General features: G+C 44.5%; 6 protein-coding genes. 3 read left to right on the top strand and 3 right to left on the bottom strand.

Annotated features, from left to right (window positions below; translation table 11 throughout):
- Positions 1–247 precede the first annotated feature (247 nt).
- The 3 genes from C3F34_RS03005 (at position 248) to C3F34_RS03015 (ending at position 5,161) form a co-directional block, all read left to right on the top strand.
- Positions 248–3,079: a ribonucleoside-diphosphate reductase subunit alpha gene (locus C3F34_RS03005; protein ID WP_104441044.1), complete on the top strand. Its 2,832-nt coding sequence runs from the start codon at positions 248–250 to the stop codon at positions 3,077–3,079.
- 526 nt (positions 3,080–3,605) lie between these two features.
- A complete protein-coding gene (locus C3F34_RS20520; RefSeq protein ID WP_100242481.1) occupies positions 3,606–3,734 on the top strand; it encodes a preprotein translocase subunit YajC in 129 nt (42 codons plus the stop codon).
- A 143-nt stretch (positions 3,735–3,877) separates the two neighbouring features.
- Positions 3,878–5,161, top strand: a complete 1,284-nt coding sequence (locus C3F34_RS03015) for a ribonucleotide-diphosphate reductase subunit beta (RefSeq protein ID WP_016166035.1) — start codon at positions 3,878–3,880, stop codon at positions 5,159–5,161.
- A 149-nt stretch (positions 5,162–5,310) separates the two neighbouring features.
- Here C3F34_RS03015 and C3F34_RS03020 read toward each other — a convergent pair whose 3' ends face one another.
- The 3 genes from C3F34_RS03020 to C3F34_RS03030 all read right to left on the bottom strand — a co-directional run bounded on the left by C3F34_RS03020 (position 5,311) and on the right by C3F34_RS03030 (position 21,124).
- Positions 5,311–18,453: an Ig-like domain-containing protein gene (locus C3F34_RS03020; protein ID WP_104441045.1), complete on the bottom strand. Its 13,143-nt coding sequence runs from the start codon at positions 18,451–18,453 to the stop codon at positions 5,311–5,313.
- Between the two features lie 62 nt (positions 18,454–18,515).
- Positions 18,516–19,463, bottom strand: a complete 948-nt coding sequence (locus C3F34_RS03025; protein ID WP_104441046.1) for an OmpA family protein — start codon at positions 19,461–19,463, stop codon at positions 18,516–18,518.
- Positions 19,464–19,885: 422 nt separating this feature from the next.
- Positions 19,886–21,124 carry an HlyD family type I secretion periplasmic adaptor subunit gene (locus C3F34_RS03030; protein ID WP_044739335.1) on the bottom strand — a complete coding sequence of 413 codons (1,239 nt, stop codon included), beginning with the start codon at positions 21,122–21,124 and terminating at the stop codon, positions 19,886–19,888.
- Positions 21,125–21,157 lie beyond the last annotated feature (33 nt).

The following is a 21,157-nucleotide window of genomic DNA, read 5'->3' on the forward strand; positions in this document are numbered from 1 at the left end:
TGTCTAATAAGGCTTAAACCATAAGCATAAAAATAGGGAAATTTGAGCTAATTTTTTTTGACAGGAATCAGAAAAATTTTTAGCAAAATGTCAATATTGATCTACCCTCAATTTTCCCGTATCTTGTGTTCAATTCAATTTTAAACCACTAAGTCTTGTGTTTATTCCTCAAACACTGTGGCACACTTTTTGCCCAGTTCAAATGGTCCATAAACATAACAATAGATGACAATGGAGCTATGCTGACATGAGCGTAATCACATCCACCCCTGGGCAACTTCAGGTGATTAAACGAACTGGTGATGTTGCTGCTTTTGATGCCGAAAAAATTTCTGTCGCAATTGGTAAAGCCTTTTTAGCGGTAGAAGGACAACAAAGTGCCGACTCTAGCCGTATTCATGACCGCATTTCACAACTTACTGAAATGGTGATGAATACCTTTAACCGTCGTTTACCTTCTGGCGGTACAATCCATATTGAAGAAATCCAAGACCAAGTGGAATTGGCACTCATGCGTACTGGCGAACAGAAAGTTGCGCGTGCCTATGTGATTTATCGTGAACAACGTGCATCTGCTCGTCAGCAAACAGGTGCTCATCATCATCCGACCTTGCAAATCACTGCACAAGACGGCCAACTTAAGCCATTAGACTTGAGCGCGCTCCAAGCTAAAGTCAATAAAGCAGCTGAAGGTTTAGAAGGTATTGATGCGCAAGCCATTATCGATGAAACTATTAAAAACCTTTATAACGGTGTAAAAGAGTCAGACATCTCGACTACGATGATGATGGCAACGCGTACCCGTATTGAGCAAGAACCAAACTACACTTACGTAACGGCTCGCCTACTTCGTGATGAGTTAGTTGCAACAGGTTTAACCTTCCTTGGCTTGTCTGAAGATACCGTTGAAGGTGATGCTCTAGAAACTTTCCTTAAAAAAGGTATTGAGCTAGACCTACTTTCATCAGAACTACTTAACTTTGACCTTGCAAAATTGGCTGCAGCGATTCAACCTGAACGCTCAAACCAATTTACATACTTAGGTCTACAAACTTTATTTGACCGTTATTTCATCCATTCAGATGGCGTACGTTTCGAATTACCACAATTATTCTTCATGCGTGTTTCGATGGGTCTTGCCCTTAACGAAGAAAACCGTGAAGAACGTGCAATCGAGTTCTACAACTTATTGTCAAGCTTCGATTACATGGCATCTACCCCGACGTTATTTAACTCAGGTACGTTACGTCCGCAGTTATCGAGCTGCTACTTAACCACGATTGATGATGACCTATATGACATTTATGGCGCGATGCGCGATAACGCAATGTTGTCTAAATGGGCTGGCGGTTTAGGTAACGACTGGACACCTGTTCGTGCTTTGAACTCGTATATCAAAGGTACAAATGGTAAGTCACAAGGTGTCGTTCCATTCCTTAAAGTGGCAAACGATACCGCGGTTGCAGTTAATCAAGGCGGTAAACGCAAAGGTGCAGTCTGTGCATACCTAGAAACTTGGCACTTGGACATCGAAGAATTCCTAGAGCTACGTAAAAACACAGGTGATGACCGTCGCCGTACACATGACATGAACACAGCAAACTGGGTTCCTGACTTGTTTATGCAACGTGTGTTTGAAGATGCTGAATGGACACTGTTTACACCGTCTGAAACACCAGACCTACACGACTTAACGGGTGCAGAATTCGCTGAGCGTTACGCACACTATGAAGCGATTGCAAAAGAAACAAATATGTTGCACAAGAAAATCCGTGCAAAAGATTTGTGGCGCAAAATGCTGTCGATGTTGTTTGAAACAGGTCACCCGTGGATCACATTCAAAGACGTATGTAACTTACGTTCACCACAACAACATGTGGGTGTAGTTCACTCTTCTAACTTGTGTACAGAAATTACCTTAAACACAAGCAAAGATGAAATTGCAGTATGTAACTTAGGTTCGATTAACCTTGTACAACACGTTCAAGGTGGTGTGTTAGACCGTGAAAAGCTTGCACGTACTGTGAAAACAGCAGTTCGTATGCTCGATAACGTGATCGACATTAACTACTACGCGGTTCCACAAGCTCGCAACTCAAACTTGAAGCACCGCCCTGTCGGTATGGGGATCATGGGCTTCCAAGATGCACTATACGAAATGCAACTGGCTTATGGTTCTGATGCAGCAGTAGAGTTTGCTGATGAGTCGATGGAAGTCATTAGCTACTATGCGATTCAAACATCAAGCGACCTTGCACTTGAACGCGGCACTTACGAAACATTTAAAGGTTCATTATGGGATCAAGGTATCTTACCAATTGACTCACTTGACCTCGTTGCAAAATCACGCCCTGAGCGCATGTTTGAAGTTGATCGCACACAGCGTTTGGACTGGGACACTTTACGTGCAAAAGTTCAAAAAGATGGTATGCGTAACTCAAATGTAATGGCGATTGCCCCAACAGCAACCATCTCTAACATTTGTGGTGTATCTCAATCGATTGAACCAACCTTCCAGAACTTGTATGTGAAATCTAACCTTTCAGGTGAATTCACTGTGATCAACCCGTACCTAGTACGTGCGTTGAAGGACCGTGGTCTTTGGGACTCTGTAATGGTCAATGATCTGAAACACTTTGAAGGTTCAGTTCAGAAAATTTCTCGTATCCCAGAAGAGCTTAAAGCAATCTTCGCAACTGCATTTGAAGTTGAGCCACGTTGGATTGTAGATGCTGCATCACGTCGTCAAAAATGGATCGATCAGGCACAGTCTTTAAACCTTTACATCTCTGGTGCGAATGGTAAGAAACTTGACATCACTTATAAGATGGCATGGTTACGTGGTTTAAAAACGACTTATTACCTCCGTGCACTAGGTGCAACTTCGGCTGAGAAATCGACCATTAACACAGGTGCATTGAATGCTGTTAAAGCAACTACAGTCGCAGCGCCTGTTGCAGCAGTAGCGGAAGAAAAGCCAGTTGCAGCACCTGTCGCAGAAGATGAAGGCTTTGAACAAGCGGCACCAGTGCCAATGGCATGTTCAATTGACAATCCTGATTGTGAGGCTTGTCAGTAATAACCTCCCCTAACCCCTCCTAAAAGGAGGGGAAATCCTCGATGCAAATGGCGGGATGCTAGTCCCCCTTTGCAAAAAAGGGGATTTAGGGGATTCCAAACAATGAAAGAATAAATAAAAAGGAGATATAGACTTTAAAAAGTAAAATTTAAGCAATAAAAAATGGCCTGACACAAGTGACAGACCATTGATTTGAAAACCTAAGCTTTCAGAGGTTTTATAAACTCTCTAGAAAGTAGCTAAGGTGATCAGTGTTAAATTTGGCGATCTAACGAGGGTTACTTTAGCAAAATTTAGAGTGTGAGTCACTCCTCTGAAAGTATCTTTTACAAAAAGGAGATGCTGATGAGAGTAAGTTGCTCATTGGATAAACCTGTAAGTGTATGTGATTACACCCGTTTTCGATTTAATCGTTGGGAAAAAGTTCGCTCACATTGCAGAAGTTATCCAAACCAAGCTCAGTTAAGCCTGTGGTAGAATTGAGAGGCTATAAAGCCTCTCTTTTTAAACAACAAAGGAAACCAACATGCTCCATATGACTCATAACTACATGTTAGGACTCGCGGTTCTGGTTTTTTCCTTTGTTTTCTTTTACGTGCCAATGGTCTACGCATTTGTAGCCATTCGCCATCAGAAGCGTAAGCAAAATAAGTAGTGGGGACACTTGCTTTAACGAACAAAATTAGAGCATTTATCGACAAAACTTAATTTTGCTTACACAAATTAAGCGTATAGTAGGGCATCTTCTTGGTTGAGATGTCTTCATAAAAGATATAAAGCAACGAAGAGAGAATTGATATGTCTATCCTAAGTTGGGACGATTTAGAAGATGATTCGCAAAAACCGGCTGCACCTGAGCACAAGTCTGCGCCCGTCGAACCGCAAAAAGCGCCTGCTGCGCCGTTGGTATCTGATGCAGAGCAACCACAGAAGAATGTGGCAGCTCCACAATCCGCTGGAACCCGTTCAGTGCGATCAACAGATCCAGCCGATCCGTTGGCAAGAGCATCTAACGCTCTAGAAACCTTGGACGTTGCGCCTGGTCTTGAAGAGCTTGAGATGGGTGCTCAGCGTGTACAAGTTGATGATAAAGCTATGATTAACTGTCGTGCTGACTTGAACCAACTTGTACCATTCAAATACGAATGGGCTTGGCAGAAATATCTAGACGGTTGTGCAAACCACTGGATGCCTCAAGAAGTCAACATGAACCATGACATCGCACTTTGGAAGTCTGAAAATGGCTTAACTGAAGATGAGCGTACCATTGTAATGCGTTCTTTAGGTTTCTTCTCGACTGCTGACTCATTGGTTGCAAACAACTTGGTATTGGCAATTTATCGTCACATTACCAACCCAGAATGCCGTCAATACATTTTGCGTCAAGCCTTTGAAGAAGCGATTCACACTCACGCTTACCAATACTGTATCGAATCTTTAGGTATGGATGAAGGCGAAGTCTTCAACATGTATCGTGAGGTTCCATCTGTAGCACGTAAAGCAGCTTGGGGCTTAAAGTATACTCAATCTTTAAGTGATCCTTCTTTCAAAACTGGTACACCTGAAAACGACCAAATTTTGCTGCGCAACTTGATCGCGTTCTACTGCGTACTTGAAGGGATTTTCTTCTACTGCGGTTTCAGCCAAATTTTGTCAATGGGTCGTCGTAACAAGATGAACGGTGTTGCAGAGCAATTCCAATACATCTTGCGTGATGAATCGATGCACTTGAACTTTGGTATCGATATGATTAACCAAATCAAGATTGAAAACCCACATCTTTGGACAGCAGAATTCCAAGAAGAAATCATTCAGATGATTCTTGAAGGCACTATGCTTGAAATCGAATACGCTCGTGACACCATGCCACGTGGTGTATTGGGCATGAATGCTGCAATGATGGAAGAATACTTGAAGTTTATCTGTAACCGTCGTTTAAGCCAGTTAGGCTTACCTGAACAATTTGCTGGTGTGAATAACCCATTCCAGTGGATGTCTGAAATGATGGACTTACGCAAAGAGAAGAACTTCTTTGAAACGCGTGTGACAGATTATCAGACTGGCGGTGCGTTAAGCTGGTAAGTAAATATCCGAAAAAATCCCGCCTAGATGGCGGGATTTTTTATATTAAGTACTAACTCAAAAAAACAACTCAATAAAGAAAAACCTCCCCGATAAATCGGAGAGGTTCATGCAGTGATTCAAATCAAATAAGACGGTTTGCTGATCAACTAAAGGACAATCACTCCCATACCATTTACAATATCATTGTCCACAAATACTGTGTTTGCACCGAGCGTATATTGCGTCATCGTTACACCGTTAATGGTAGATTCTGCACCTTTAATCGCACCAATCATTTGCACCTGATCATGTGAATCCCCAAAAATTTGTAGTGTATTTGATCCAGTAACTTCCAGAACATCAGCGGCAGTTAACGTTAATTTCGAACCTTCTGAACCATTACCCAAATCGATACGCTCAATATTGGTAATATTATTCGATGTCGTTAAATCTAAGTCTATTCCACCCAATAACGTTAAAGTATCTGTACCCGCACCACCATCAATAGAAACAAAACCTGTTCCTGAAATAACGATTACGTCATTGCCATTACCTGCATTGAAGGTATCTGCTCCATTCCCATCAATCAGTAGGTCATTGCCGTCACCACCATTTAAGGTGTCATTCCCTGCTCCACCACGGAGTAAGTCATTTCCAGAACTACCATTTAGCGTATCATCTCCATCGTAACCATAAAGACGCTCATGAATAGTGCCTGATGCACTATTATTTAATGTATCGTTTGCAGAAGTTCCTTGAATAATATCAGGATTACCTCCCGACCCTAACAAGTTCTGTAGCACCTGAGCATTCAGTAATGATGAGAAACTGTCTGAATCTGTTGCACCGTAACTATCGGTTGCAGTCACAGTAAAACTACCCAAGGCGCTCACACTCAAACCTGCAACCAAACTGAGTAAATTTACATCGGAATTGAGCTGAATCGTGGCTAATAATTCATTCACAGCTAAATTATCAATATTTCCACCATCTGCCGCTGTAATGGTTATTGTTGATGTTGCTCCAACAACACCCAATATCCCCGATGTATTGTTAATATGAATTTCGAGTCCCAAATCTGCTGCTAATTGAGCTGAAGCAGAGAAACTAAGACTTCCCAAATTCACTGTAAGTAGACCATTAAATTTTACTTCTACCGAACGCAAGTTTTGATTTTGATCGACAGCAATAAAAGCCTGTTGATTCAAGTCAATGATGCCAAGCGCATCTACACCAATTAAGCCCAGTAAAGTCGCATCGGCAGCTTGTGCAATCGGTGCTACATTCGGTTGTGTTGAGGTAGATGGTGAAGTTGAGTCAAAAGTGATATTGGTTGAAGCAGTATCACCATCATTATCTACTATCACCACATCAAAAGATGAGGAACCATTTAAATCCGTGTTCGTGGTTGCCTGATCTACCAAGAGGTTTCCATTTTTAAGTAAATTCGAAATAATCTCTTGCTGGGTGGTATAACTACCCACTAAATCTACATTCGTAAATGTAATGTGCTGATCAGAAGTTGTAGTTGGTGTTGCAGCCGAAAGCGTACCCGCGGTATTGATATAAAGAATTGTATTGGTACCATCAAAGACAAAGTATAAATAGTTTGCCAAGTTTCCAATACTTGTCCCTTTCGCCAATTCACCGACTAATAAGCCGCGTAAGTCGAGAATATCCCCTCCACCCGCAACAGGTTGTTTAGAAAAATCAGTAATGGTATCTACTGCTGGTGCCACAACAGTCCCCTGATCCCCTTTCTCCCAAAGGAAGGTGTCATTGCCTGAGCCACCCGTTAGAGTATCATTTCCTGTACCACCACTTAAAATGTCGTTACCAGCACCGCCATTTAAAGTATCGTTACCCGCCCCACCGCGAAGTAAATCATTCCCTTGGTTACCTGTTAAATTATCATTTCCAGCATAACCATATAAACGATCATCACCATTGGTTCCATTGAGTGTATTTATACCGCTTGTACCCTCTACCACACCTGCTGGGTCATTACTCGGATCTAATAGGCTTACACCAAGCAAATCGGTATAAGAAGTACTAGAAGTCACGGGTTGACTATCTGTTGCAGAAATAGAAATTGTCGGCACTATACCTAATGATACTAGATCTATACCATATTGATGAACGTAAACAGTTGCTAAAAACTCATTCAATTTTAAGTTATCAATTGGTCCCCCATCTAAGGATGTGATTGTCAATTTTGAATAAGATTGGGTTGTAACTAACAGTAAATTTACAATGTCATTCTCTTCTACAACCTTTATTCCAAACTCTGCTGCCATCTCAACAGACCAATCTAATTTATAGTAATTTAAGACCCCAATACTGATGGCAGCACCTGCGTTCACGACAACCGATTTAATATCGTTATTCGGATCAATTGCTGTTAAAAGTTGATTGGTACCAATACCAATCAAACCTAAAGCATCGGCATTCACAAGACCCAATAAGCTGGCAGATTTATTGATTCCCACAATTGGCGCTTGAGCTGTTTCGGTTATTGCTAATGAGGAATAACTATAATGCCCCGTCAACATATCTACGACCAGAACTTCACCCGTGCCTTTGTTGATAGTTAACTCATCATTTGCAGCATTAAAGCTATAAGTAATTGAACCTGCTGCTCCTGAAGCTGAAACTGAATCTGTTACAGGTGAATAGCTTAAGGTATAACCATCGACCGTGATACTTTGCACATGACCGTGATCTGCACCATAACTAACGACTAACTCTCCCTCTACTGTAGCAGGCTGAACATCAACATTATATGTAGTATTTGAAGCAGCGATTGGCGAATCATCTTCAACATTAATCATCAAAGTTGAATTGGTTGTTCCAACACCATCAGTAGAAGCTATGGTAAAACCAAGACCTAAAATGTTTTCAAGTGAAGCCATTGGGTGGTCTATCGGCTGTTTCAAGGTAAAGGTGTAAGCCCCTGAAGTTGAAAGTGTCAGTACCGCAACCTCTTTCCCTCCTGCTGTTCCCGTTAATGTATAAACGCCTGCCGTAATCGAACCATTCCAAGTCACTGGCTGCCCCTCAGACGTGATACCCGATGGACCAGTTACAGCCACATTAGTTAAATTACCAAGATTTAAAGTTCCTGATACCATTGTTGAATTTGTTGTATCCTCAGGGTTACCGACAGCATCAGCATTTGCTCCTGCCAAGCCTTCTTCTGAGACAGAGACGATCACGACATCGCCTTTGGCAGTATCGCTATCGATGGCCACATTTGAAGAAACATCAAAACCATAAGCAGTCACTACACTCCCATCTTTAACTGCATCTGGAGCAATCGTAACTACACCCGTAATCGAATTGATACTTACCCCTGTTGGCAATGGGGTTGGTATTGGATTTGCTGCCAAACTCCAAGTACCATCACCTGCTTGTGATGCAGATAAGACAACAAGAATATTTTCTTCATCAATATAATAAATTTCCTGCTCAACATTATCCGCACCCGGAGTTACAGTGACAGAACCATCATCCAATGCAACGACATCTGGCGCATCTGCAGTCGATGGTGTTGTATCATCTGGATATGTTGTACCACTGTCCTGAGCAGTATTGCCTAAAAGGTCTGTACCAATGGAAGTAACAAGACTGCCATCTTTTATTGCATCACGTCCGATACTGACTACACCCGTTGTACTATTAATACTGACATTCAATGGGGTTGTATCCAAACTCCAAGTTCCATCAAGTGCTTTAGTCGCAGTTAAAGTTACATCAACATCCAATTCATTCTTATAAGTGATGATCTGTTGAAGATTATCATCACCAGGAACAATACCCACTGAACCGCCCAATACTGCAATGACATCTGGTGCATCAGCTACAGTATCAATAACCACATCTTGATTACTAGTGGCGGTATTACCCGCAGTGTCAGTTACTGTCGCCACCACCGCATAGGTTGCATCGGCCAAGGTGGTACCCGTCAGGTCTAGGGTCCAATTCCCTGTTGGATCAACCGTTAAGCGTGGATCAGCAGTGGTGTAGGTGGTTGCACCGACCGTTACACTGAGGCTGTTGCCATCAGCCAGATCCACCGTACCTTTAAACAGTAAGGTATTGTCATTGGTGATGAAGTCGCTGTTGGAACTGCCAGTGTCGTTGGTGATCGAGTCGAAAGTCACGGTTTGACCGTCATTATCGGTGTCGATCTTGGTGTCAATTACCACATTCTGGCTGGTCGTGCTTGCGGTATTCCCTGCGGTATCTGTGACCGTCGCCACCACCGCATAGGTACCATCAATAAAAGGAGTACCCGTTAAATCTAGGGTCCAATTCCCTGCTGGATCAACCGTTAAACGTGGATCAGCAGTGGTGTAGGTGGCTGCACCGACCGTTACACTGAGGCTGTTGCCATCAGCCAGATCCACCGTACCTTTAAACAGTAAGGTATTGTCATTGGTGATGAAGTCGCTGTTGGAACTGCCAGTGTCGTTGGTGATCGAGTCGAAAGTCACGGTTTGACCGTCGTTATCGGTATCGATCTTGGTGTCAATTACCACATTCTGGCTGGTCGTGCTTGCGGTATTCCCTGCGGTATCTGTGACCGTCGCCACCACCGCATAGGTTGCATCGGCCAAGGAGGTACCCATTAAATCTAGGGTCCAATTCCCTGTTGGATCAACCGTTAAGCGTGGATCGGCAGTGGTGTAGGTGGTCGCACCGACCGTTACACTGAGACTGTTGCCATCAGCCAGATCCACCGTACCTTTAAACAGTAAGGTGTTGTCATTGGTGATGAAGTCGCTGTTGGAACTGCCAGTGTCGTTGGTGATCGAATCAAAGGTCACGGTTTGACCGTCGTTGTCGGTGTCGATCTTGGTGTCAATCACCACATTCTGGCTGGTGGTACTTTTGCTGTTGCCCGCGGTGTCGGTCACTGTGGCAATCACTGGATAGGTACCATCAATAAAAGGACTGCCCGTTAAATCTAGGGTCCAGTTACCTGAGCCATCCACAGTTAGTTTCGGGTCGCCTGTATTATAGGTAATACCGTTCACACTGACACTCAAAGTATTGCCATCAGCCAGATCCACCGTACCTTTAAACAGTAAGGTGTTGTCATTGGTGATGAAGTCACTGTTGGAACTACCAGTGTCGTTGGTGATCGAGTCGAAAGTCACGGTTTGACCGTCGTTGTCGGTGTCGATCTTGGTGTCAATCACCACATTCTGGCTGGTGGTACTTTTGCTGTTGCCCGCGGTGTCGGTCACTGTGGCAATCACTGGATAGGTACCATCAATAAAAGGACTGCCCGTTAAATCTAGGGTCCAGTTGCCTGAGCCATCCACAGTTAGTTTCGGGTCGCCTGTATTATAGGTAATACCATTCACACTGACACTCAAAGTATTGCCATCAGCCAGATCCACCGTACCTTTAAACAGTAAGGTGTTGTCATTGGTGATGAAGTCGCTGTTGGAACTGCCAGTGTCGTTGGTGATCGAATCAAAGGTCACGGTTTGACCGTCGTTGTCGGTGTCGATCTTGGTGTCAATCACCACATTCTGGCTGGTGGTACTTTTGCTGTTGCCCGCGGTGTCGGTCACTGTGGCAATCACTGGATAGGTACCATCAATAAAAGGACTGCCCGTTAAATCTAGGGTCCAGTTGCCTGAGCCATCCACAGTTAGTTTCGGGTCGCCTGTATTATAGGTAATACCGTTCACACTGACACTCAAAGTATTGCCATCAGCCAGATCCACCGTACCTTTAAACAGTAAGGTGTTGTCATTGGTGATGAAGTCGCTGTTGGAACTACCAGTGTCGTTGGTGATCGAATCAAAGGTCACGGTTTGACCGTCATTATCGGTATCGATCTTGGTGTCAATTACCACATTCTGGCTGGTCGTGCTCGCAGTATTGCCCGCGGTGTCGGTCACTGTGGCAATCACTGGATAGGTACCATCAATAAAAGGAGTACCCGTTAAATCTAGGGTCCAATAGCCTGCTGGATCAACCGTTAAGCGTGGATCGGCAGTGGTGTAGGTGGTCGCACCGACCGTTACACTGAGGCTGTTGCCATCAGCCAGATCCACCGTACCTTTAAATAACAAGGTGTTGTCATTGGTGATGAAGTCGCCTGCGGTACCGGTATCATTGGTGATCGAATCGAAAGTCACGGTTTGACCGTCATTGTCGGTGTCGATCTTGGTGTCAATTACCACATTCTGGCTGGTCGTGCTTGCAGTATTGCCTGCGGTATCTGTGACCGTCGCCACCACCGCATAGGTTGCATCGGCCAAGGTGGTACCCGTCAGGTCTAGGGTCCAATTCCCTGCTGGATCAACCGTTAAGCGTGGATCGGCAGTGGTGTAGGTGGTCGCACCGACCGTTACACTGAGGCTGTTGCCATCAGCCAGATCCACCGTACCTTTAAACAGTAAGGTGTTGTCATTGGTGATGAAGTCGCTGTTGGAACTACCAGTGTCGTTGGTGATCGAGTCGAAAGTCACGGTTTGACCGTCGTTGTCGGTGTCGATCTTGGTGTCAATCACCACATTCTGGCTGGTGGTACTTTTGCTGTTCCCTGCGGTATCTGTGACCGTCGCCACCACCGCATAGGTTGCATCGGCCAAGGTGGTGCCCGTCAGGTCTAGAGTCCAATTGCCTGTTGGATCAACCGTTAAGCGTGGATCGGCAGTGGTGTAGGTGGCTGCACCGACCGTTACACTGAGGCTGTTGCCATCAGCCAGATCCACCGTACCTTTAAACAGCAAGGTGTTGTCATTGGTGATGAAGTCACTGTTGGAACTGCCAGTGTCGTTGGTGATCGAATCGAAAGTCACGGTTTGACCGTCGTTATCGGTGTCGATCTTGGTGTCAATCACCACGTTCTGGCTGGTCGTGCTTGCAGTATTGCCTGCGGTATCTGTGACCGTCGCCACCACCGCATAGGTTGCATCGGCCAAGGGGGTACCCGTCAGGTCTAGGGTCCAATTCCCTGTTGGATCAACCGTTAAGCGTGGATCGGCAGTGGTGTAGGTGGTCGCACCGACCGTTACACTGAGACTGTTGCCATCAGCCAGATCCACCGTACCTTTAAACAATAAGGTGTTGTCATTGGTGATGAAGTCGCCTGCGGTACCGGTATCATTGGTGATCGAATCGAAAGTCACGGTTTGACCGTCATTGTCGGTGTCGATCTTGGTGTCAATCACCACATTTCTACTAATTGAATTACCAGTATTCCCCATTGTATCGGTCACTGTTGCCACTACGGTATAGCTACCATCGAGTAATGCCGAACCCGTTAAATCCAGCGTCCAGTTGCCTGAACCATCAACTGTGAGACGTGGATCGGCAGTGGTGTAAGTGGTCGCACCGACCGTTACACTGAGAGCATTGCCATCAGCCAGATCGACCGTACCGTTAAATAACAAGGTATTGTCATTGGTGATGAAGTCAGTGCTAGAACTGCCAGTATCATTGGTGATCGAGTCGAAGGTTACAATATCCCCATCACCATCCTTATCCACTTTTGTATCAATCACCACGTTCTGGCTGGTCGTGCTCGCAGTATTGCCCGCGGTGTCGATCACTGTGGCAATCACTGGATAGGTACCATCAATAAAAGGACTGCCCGTTAAATCTAGGGTCCAGTTGCCTGAGCCATCCACAGTTAGTTTCGGGTCGCCTGTATTATAAGTAATACCGTTCACACTGACACTCAAAGTATTGCCATCAGCCAGATCGACCGTACCTTTAAACAATAAGGTGTTGTCATTGGTGATGAAGTCGCCTGCGGTACCGGTATCATTGGTGATCGAATCGAAAGTCACGGTTTGACCGTCATTGTCGGTGTCGATCTTGGTGTCAATCACCACATTCTGGCTGGTCGTGCTTGCAGTATTCCCTGCGGTATCTGTGACCGTCGCCACCACCGCATAGGTTGCATCGGCCAAGGTGGTGCCCGTCAGGTCTAGGGTCCAATTGCCTGTTGGATCAACCGTTAAGCGTGGATCAGCAGTGGTGTAGGTGGTTGCACCGACCGTTACACTGAGGCTGTTGCCATCAGCCAGATCCACCGTACCTTTAAACAGTAAGGTATTGTCATTGGTGATGAAGTCGCTGTTGGAACTGCCAGTGTCGTTGGTGATCGAGTCGAAAGTCACGGTTTGACCGTCGTTATCGGTGTCGATCTTGGTGTCAATTACCACATTCTGGCTGGTCGTGCTTGCGGTATTCCCTGCGGTATCTGTGACCGTCGCCACCACCGCATAGGTACCATCAATAAAAGGAGTACCCGTTAAATCTAGGGTCCAATTCCCTGCTGGATCAACCGTTAAACGTGGATCAGCAGTGGTGTAGGTGGCTGCACCGACCGTTACACTGAGGCTGTTGCCATCAGCCAGATCCACCGTACCTTTAAACAGTAAGGTATTGTCATTGGTGATGAAGTCGCTGTTGGAACTGCCAGTGTCGTTGGTGATCGAGTCGAAAGTCACGGTTTGACCGTCGTTATCGGTATCGATCTTGGTGTCAATTACCACATTCTGGCTGGTCGTGCTTGCGGTATTCCCTGCGGTATCTGTGACCGTCGCCACCACCGCATAGGTTGCATCGGCCAAGGAGGTACCCATTAAATCTAGGGTCCAATTCCCTGTTGGATCAACCGTTAAGCGTGGATCGGCAGTGGTGTAGGTGGTCGCACCGACCGTTACACTGAGACTGTTGCCATCAGCCAGATCCACCGTACCTTTAAACAGTAAGGTGTTGTCATTGGTGATGAAGTCGCTGTTGGAACTGCCAGTGTCGTTGGTGATCGAATCAAAGGTCACGGTTTGACCGTCGTTGTCGGTGTCGATCTTGGTGTCAATCACCACATTCTGGCTGGTGGTACTTTTGCTGTTGCCCGCGGTGTCGGTCACTGTGGCAATCACTGGATAGGTACCATCAATAAAAGGACTGCCCGTTAAATCTAGGGTCCAGTTACCTGAGCCATCCACAGTTAGTTTCGGGTCGCCTGTATTATAGGTAATACCGTTCACACTGACACTCAAAGTATTGCCATCAGCCAGATCCACCGTACCTTTAAACAGTAAGGTGTTGTCATTGGTGATGAAGTCACTGTTGGAACTACCAGTGTCGTTGGTGATCGAGTCGAAAGTCACGGTTTGACCGTCGTTGTCGGTGTCGATCTTGGTGTCAATCACCACATTCTGGCTGGTGGTACTTTTGCTGTTGCCCGCGGTGTCGGTCACTGTGGCAATCACTGGATAGGTACCATCAATAAAAGGACTGCCCGTTAAATCTAGGGTCCAGTTGCCTGAGCCATCCACAGTTAGTTTCGGGTCGCCTGTATTATAGGTAATACCATTCACACTGACACTCAAAGTATTGCCATCAGCCAGATCCACCGTACCTTTAAACAGTAAGGTGTTGTCATTGGTGATGAAGTCGCTGTTGGAACTGCCAGTGTCGTTGGTGATCGAATCAAAGGTCACGGTTTGACCGTCGTTGTCGGTGTCGATCTTGGTGTCAATCACCACATTCTGGCTGGTGGTACTTTTGCTGTTGCCCGCGGTGTCGGTCACTGTGGCAATCACTGGATAGGTACCATCAATAAAAGGACTGCCCGTTAAATCTAGGGTCCAGTTGCCTGAGCCATCCACAGTTAGTTTCGGGTCGCCTGTATTATAGGTAATACCGTTCACACTGACACTCAAAGTATTGCCATCAGCCAGATCCACCGTACCTTTAAACAGTAAGGTGTTGTCATTGGTGATGAAGTCGCTGTTGGAACTACCAGTGTCGTTGGTGATCGAATCAAAGGTCACGGTTTGACCGTCATTATCGGTATCGATCTTGGTGTCAATTACCACATTCTGGCTGGTGGTACTTTTGCTGTTGCCCGCGGTGTCGGTCACTGTGGCAATCACTGGATAGGTACCATCAATAAAAGGACTGCCCGTTAAATCTAGGGTCCAGTTGCCTGAGCCATCCACAGTTAGTTTCGGGTCGCCTGTATTATAGGTAATACCGTTCACACTGACACTCAAAGTATTGCCATCAGCCAGATCCACCGTACCTTTAAACAGTAAGGTGTTGTCATTGGTGATGAAGTCGCTGTTGGAACTACCAGTGTCGTTGGTGATCGAATCAAAGGTCACGGTTTGACCGTCATTATCGGTATCGATCTTGGTGTCAATTACCACATTCTGGCTGGTCGTGCTCGCAGTATTGCCCGCGGTGTCGGTCACTGTGGCAATCACTGGATAGGTACCATCAATAAAAGGAGTACCCGTTAAATCTAGGGTCCAATTCCCTGCTGGATCAACCGTTAAGCGTGGATCGGCAGTGGTGTAGGTGGTCGCACCGACCGTTACACTGAGGCTGTTGCCATCAGCCAGATCCACCGTACCTTTAAACAGTAAGGTGTTGTCATTGGTGATGAAGTCGCTGTTGGAACTACCAGTGTCGTTGGTGATCGAGTCGAAAGTCACGGTTTGACCGTCGTTGTCGGTGTCGATCTTGGTGTCAATCACCACATTCTGGCTGGTGGTACTTTTGCTGTTCCCTGCGGTATCTGTGACCGTCGCCACCACCGCATAGGTTGCATCGGCCAAGGTGGTGCCCGTCAGGTCTAGAGTCCAATTGCCTGTTGGATCAACCGTTAAGCGTGGATCGGCAGTGGTGTAGGTGGCTGCACCGACCGTTACACTGAGGCTGTTGCCATCAGCCAGATCCACCGTACCTTTAAACAGTAAGGTGTTGTCATTGGTGATGAAGTCACTGTTGGAACTGCCAGTGTCGTTGGTGATCGAATCGAAAGTCACGGTTTGACCGTCGTTATCGGTGTCGATCTTGGTGTCAATCACCACGTTCTGGCTGGTCGTGCTTGCAGTATTGCCTGCGGTATCTGTGACCGTCGCCACCACCGCATAGGTTGCATCGGCCAAGGGGGTACCCGTCAGGTCTAGGGTCCAATTCCCTGTTGGATCAACCGTTAAGCGTGGATCGGCAGTGGTGTAGGTGGTCGCACCGACCGTTACACTGAGGCTGTTGCCATCAGCCAGATCCACCGTACCTTTAAACAGTAAGGTGTTGTCATTGGTGATGAAGTCACTGTTGGAACTGCCAGTGTCGTTGGTGATCGAATCGAAAGTCACGGTTTGACCGTCGTTATCGGTGTCGATCTTGGTGTCAATCACCACGTTCTGGCTGGTGGTACTTTTGCTGTTCCCTGCGGTATCTGTGACCGTCGCCACCACCGCATAGGTTGCATCGGCCAAGGGGGTACCCGTCAGGTCTAGGGTCCAATTCCCTGTTGGATCAACCGTTAAGCGTGGATCGGCAGTGGTGTAGGTGGTCGCACCAACCGTTACACTGAGAGCATTGCCATCAGCCAGATCGACCGTACCTTTAAACAGCAAGGTGTTGTCATTGGTGATGAAGTCGCCTGCGGTACCTGTATCATCGGTGATCGAATCAAAGGTCACGGTTTGACCGTCATTATCGGTGTCGATCTTGGTGTCAATCACCACATTTTGGCTGGTGGTACTTTTGCTGTTGCCCGCTGTATCCTTAACCGTTGCAACAACAGGATAAGTACCATCTGCCAAAGCGCTGCCTGTGAGATTCAGGGTCCAGTTACCTGAACCATCTACTGTTAATTTTGAATTGAGGTCACTGGTGCTATAGGTCTTGTCACCGACTTTCACACTAAGGCTGTTGCCATTAGCTAGATCTACCGTACCTTTAAACAACAAAGTGTTATCATTGGTAATAAAATCACTGCTGGAACTGCCAGTGTCGGTGGTAATCGAATCAAAGGTTATTGTGTAGCTTGAAACATCTGCTTTGGCTATATCACTATCATTCGCAGTGTTGTCAAATTGATCTGAACCCACTGAAGTGACGGTACTTCCATCTTTTACAGCCTCCATTCCAATAGTAACAACACCTGTCACAGGATTAATAATCACACCAGTTGGTGTACTGTCTAAACTCCAAACTCCACTTGCACCCTTAGTTGCCGTTAGAATCACAGGATTATTGGATTCATCAGTATAACGAATAACCTCTTTAATATTATCTGCACCAGGGGTGACTGTTACAGAACCACCCACCAGCGCCAATACATCAGGTTTATCTGCAATTAAATCTGTACCTTGAGGATCGGTCTCATCTGCTTTGGCCGTATCACTGTCTGTCGCAGTGTTGTTATACGCATCAGTACCCACGGACTTAACGATTGAGCCATCTTTGACTGCATCTGGACCAAGCGCAATCAAGCCCGTTGCAGGGTCAATTGCAACATTGCTAGGCGTTTTATCTAGACTCCATTTACCATCAACCCCTTTTGTTGCTGTTAAAGTCACAGCATTATTGGTTTCATCTGTATAGGTAATAACTTGCTTAACATTATCTGCACCAGGCTTTATAGCAACAGCACCTGTCGCTAAAGCAACAACATCAGGTGCATCTGCCGAAGTTGGAGTACTATCATCCACCTTAGCCGTATCGCTATCAGTCGCGGTATTATTACTTGAATTGGTTCCCGTAGAAGTCACCGTGCTACCATCTTTCACAGCATCCATACCGATAGTCACCAAACCTGTTGATGAATCAATACTTACACCTGTTGGGGTTTTATCTAGACTCCATTTACCATCCGAACCTTTTGTTGCTGTTAAGGACACTGAATTATTAGATTCATCGGTATAGGTAATGACTTGTTTAACATTATTTGAGCCAGGTTTAACCGTAACTACACCACCATTTAAAGCCACTACATCAGGTTTGTCCGCAGATGGAGCTGGTGTACCACCTCCACCTCCGCCGCCACCTCCAGCAGCGGCTAAACCGACTAGAGGAATTAAAGCAAGCAACCAATATGGATTAAATTCATATGATGCAGAGGTTAATGGCTCACCGCCCAAGGCTTGTGCAACACTCACTTGATCAGCGAGCATACTGACTGCATGTTGCTGAGCACCTGTTTCAGGTACATAAGCGTAATAACTGCCATTTTCATGCAGACCAATCAGTAAATTGGTTGTCGTCCCATCAGTACCGTAATAACCCTGAATAACCAGATCAGGATCCAGCGCATTCGTACCATCATCTTCAAAGCTTATATATAGATCATTACCTACACGCTGAATTTTGATATTTTCTGGTGCAAATTGAGTTGCATCATCAATCAACTCATAATTAATCCCTTTTTGCGCCTGAATCGTTACAGGCTGATCGTGGCCTTTAGTAACTTGCAAAGCCGAAATAATGGTTTTCGCATCATGTAATTTTATAGTGACTGTTTGATTTGGCATTTTATTTATCCTTTTCTTATGACTCGATTGTTAAAATTGTGAATAAATACAGAGAGCAATGTTTATTCAACTTTTATTCCATAGGTGATAATTTCTACCCGTCTATTTGGAAAATCACATTGCTCACGTGCTGCCTTATCATTGGCATACTTCTGATCACAATCACTCACCACAAGTTCCTGCTCACCACGCCCTTCAACTAAAATATTCTTTTTCATTACTCCATTTTGAACCAACAGTGCTCGTACTGTTTCTGCTCTACGTTGTGCGAGTTGTTGATTCGAATTATCTGACCCAACAGGATCTGTATATCCAATAACAGCAATATGGCTAATAGCTTCTTGATCCTGAGTAATTTCAGAAGCGATTTCAGCAACTTCTTTACGACCTTGAGAAGTCAAATCATTTGGACCAGACTTCGCGTAATTAAATAATGTACTGGCTTGTAAAGTGTATTTTTTAAGTACTGTTTTGACTGGTACTTGAACATATACAGGCTGTGCACATTCTTCGATCTCTTTTACACGCGATTTAGTCGCAACGGCTTCTCTAAGATCAGGTAACAATGATTGCGCCTGAGCCTCTGTCAACTCTTGCACTTGTATCGCTTTATTCGTACCTTCAACCAACCTGAAATATTGTGTCGCACCTTCCGTCAAGGACTGCGTAGGACTCAGTCGACGTGCATTTGCATAATTCATAGCACTTTGCGTATAAATTGCATTTATGTGGGTAGGTCGTGAACATAACTGTAATGCTTTAAATGAACCAGGTAGTAATGACGTTAAATAATGTCCTTCAATGAAAACATTTGCTGCTGGCCCTTTTAATCCGTCTTTATCACGAATAAATACAACCTGAGTATGACCTTCCTTAATAACTTTAGGCTGTAAATAAGGTTTTGAACCAAATTGATTCCAATGTTCAAAAGGGGGCTTCTTATTCGTAGTTGAACATCCAATCCAGAATAATGAGCACCCAACCACCAATATTAATCTTTTAACATCCATAATACCCACCTCTTTTATTACTATTTCATTTTCCGAACCCTTAAATGAAACAAGGGAATTTATTTTTATTTTCAAAAACACTTAAAAAAAATAAGAGTTTATGTAATAATTTTCTACATCACTTTCTTAAAAGAATATAAAAAAAAGAAAAAAAACAATAGCATTAATTATAATTTTCATAATAATATGAACCAGTTCACACATTTTTCAAATAAATTAATAATATTTTTATATTAATTATTTTTGAATAAAAAATAGACAACAAAACTTTATAAACATGACATAAAAATCAATACCATATAATATACATCTAAAATATATATTAACTTATTAAAATAATAGAAGATTAACCCAATTCTGGTTCATTTATTCTAATAACAAAAACCCTATTAAAATATAGAGTTTCTGCCGAAAGAATACCTTTATCTCTCTTGTAAAGCCTGCTTCATTCGAGTGATTGGTTTTATTAAATATTGAAATATAGTTTTTTCTCCAGTCTTGACGTCTACACTGGCAATCATGCCGGGAATAATTGGCATGGTTTTACCATTTTTATCAGTTAGTGAATTCTGATTCGTTTCCACTAAAATACGGTAGTACGCCTCATCTGGATTTAGGTTTAGTTCACTTGGCCGTGTTTTATCTCTTAATGTGTCAGGACTAATTAAAGTTACCTTACCCTCTAAACCACCATACAAGGCATAGTCATAAGCAGTAATTTTGACAATCGCACCAAGTCCCGGATGTACAAATGCAACATCTTGTGGTCGGATATAAGCCTCAACCAATAATTTGTCATTCAGCGGTACAATTTCCATAATATCTTGCCCAGCCTGTACCACACCACCGACCGTATTAATCTTGATATTTTTGACAATGCCTCTTAGAGGTGCGCGAATGAGGGAACGATCTACAGGATCAGCACGCATTGCCATATTTTCTTTGGCTTGTGCCAATTCTGACTCAACCCGTACCAATTCATTATTGGCATCCGCTGCATATTGATTGCGCTTTTCATTAATTTGCAAAGCCAAATCTGAAGATTGACGTCGCATACGTAGCAACTCAACTTCAGACATTACCCCTTCTGCGACCATAGGTGACGTAATCGAAATTTCACGATCCAACATGGCTTTACTGGTTTGCAAGCCTGCAACCGCTTCATCCACTGCACGACGACGTGCAACATATGCTGCGCGTTCACGATGTTTTAAAGATTCACTAATTCCATTAGGAAATTTGATTTCTGTTCCATAAGATTCAGCTCTTAAACGGGCGGACATTGCTTCAAGATTGGCAACTTTTGCCTCACTTTCCCTTAAGATTGCCGAACTTCGAGTATCATCTAACCGAAGTAAGATTTGTCCTTTTTCAACAATATCCCCTTCTTTCACCAGCATCTCTTTGATCGTTCCAGGGTCTAAACTTTGCAAAATCTGTTCACGACTGGTTGGAATAACACTACCTTGACCGCGTGTCACTTCTTCTACATGACTGTGATAAGCCCAAAAAACAAACACAATCATAAATACAAATAACAACCCAACTGTCCAGAACAAGCCAGTATGCCTTTCCGTTTGTAAAGCGGCATTCAAGTCATTTAACAATTCCAAGTCTTTCGACTGAACCCGTTCTGTGGGTGGGTTTCGATATTCTTCCATATGCCTCACTTACGTTGATGTCGATTTGCTAGA

It is taken from the genome of Acinetobacter sp. ACNIH2 (genome assembly GCF_002934965.1).
In the GTDB taxonomy this organism is placed as follows: domain Bacteria; phylum Pseudomonadota; class Gammaproteobacteria; order Pseudomonadales; family Moraxellaceae; genus Acinetobacter; species Acinetobacter tandoii.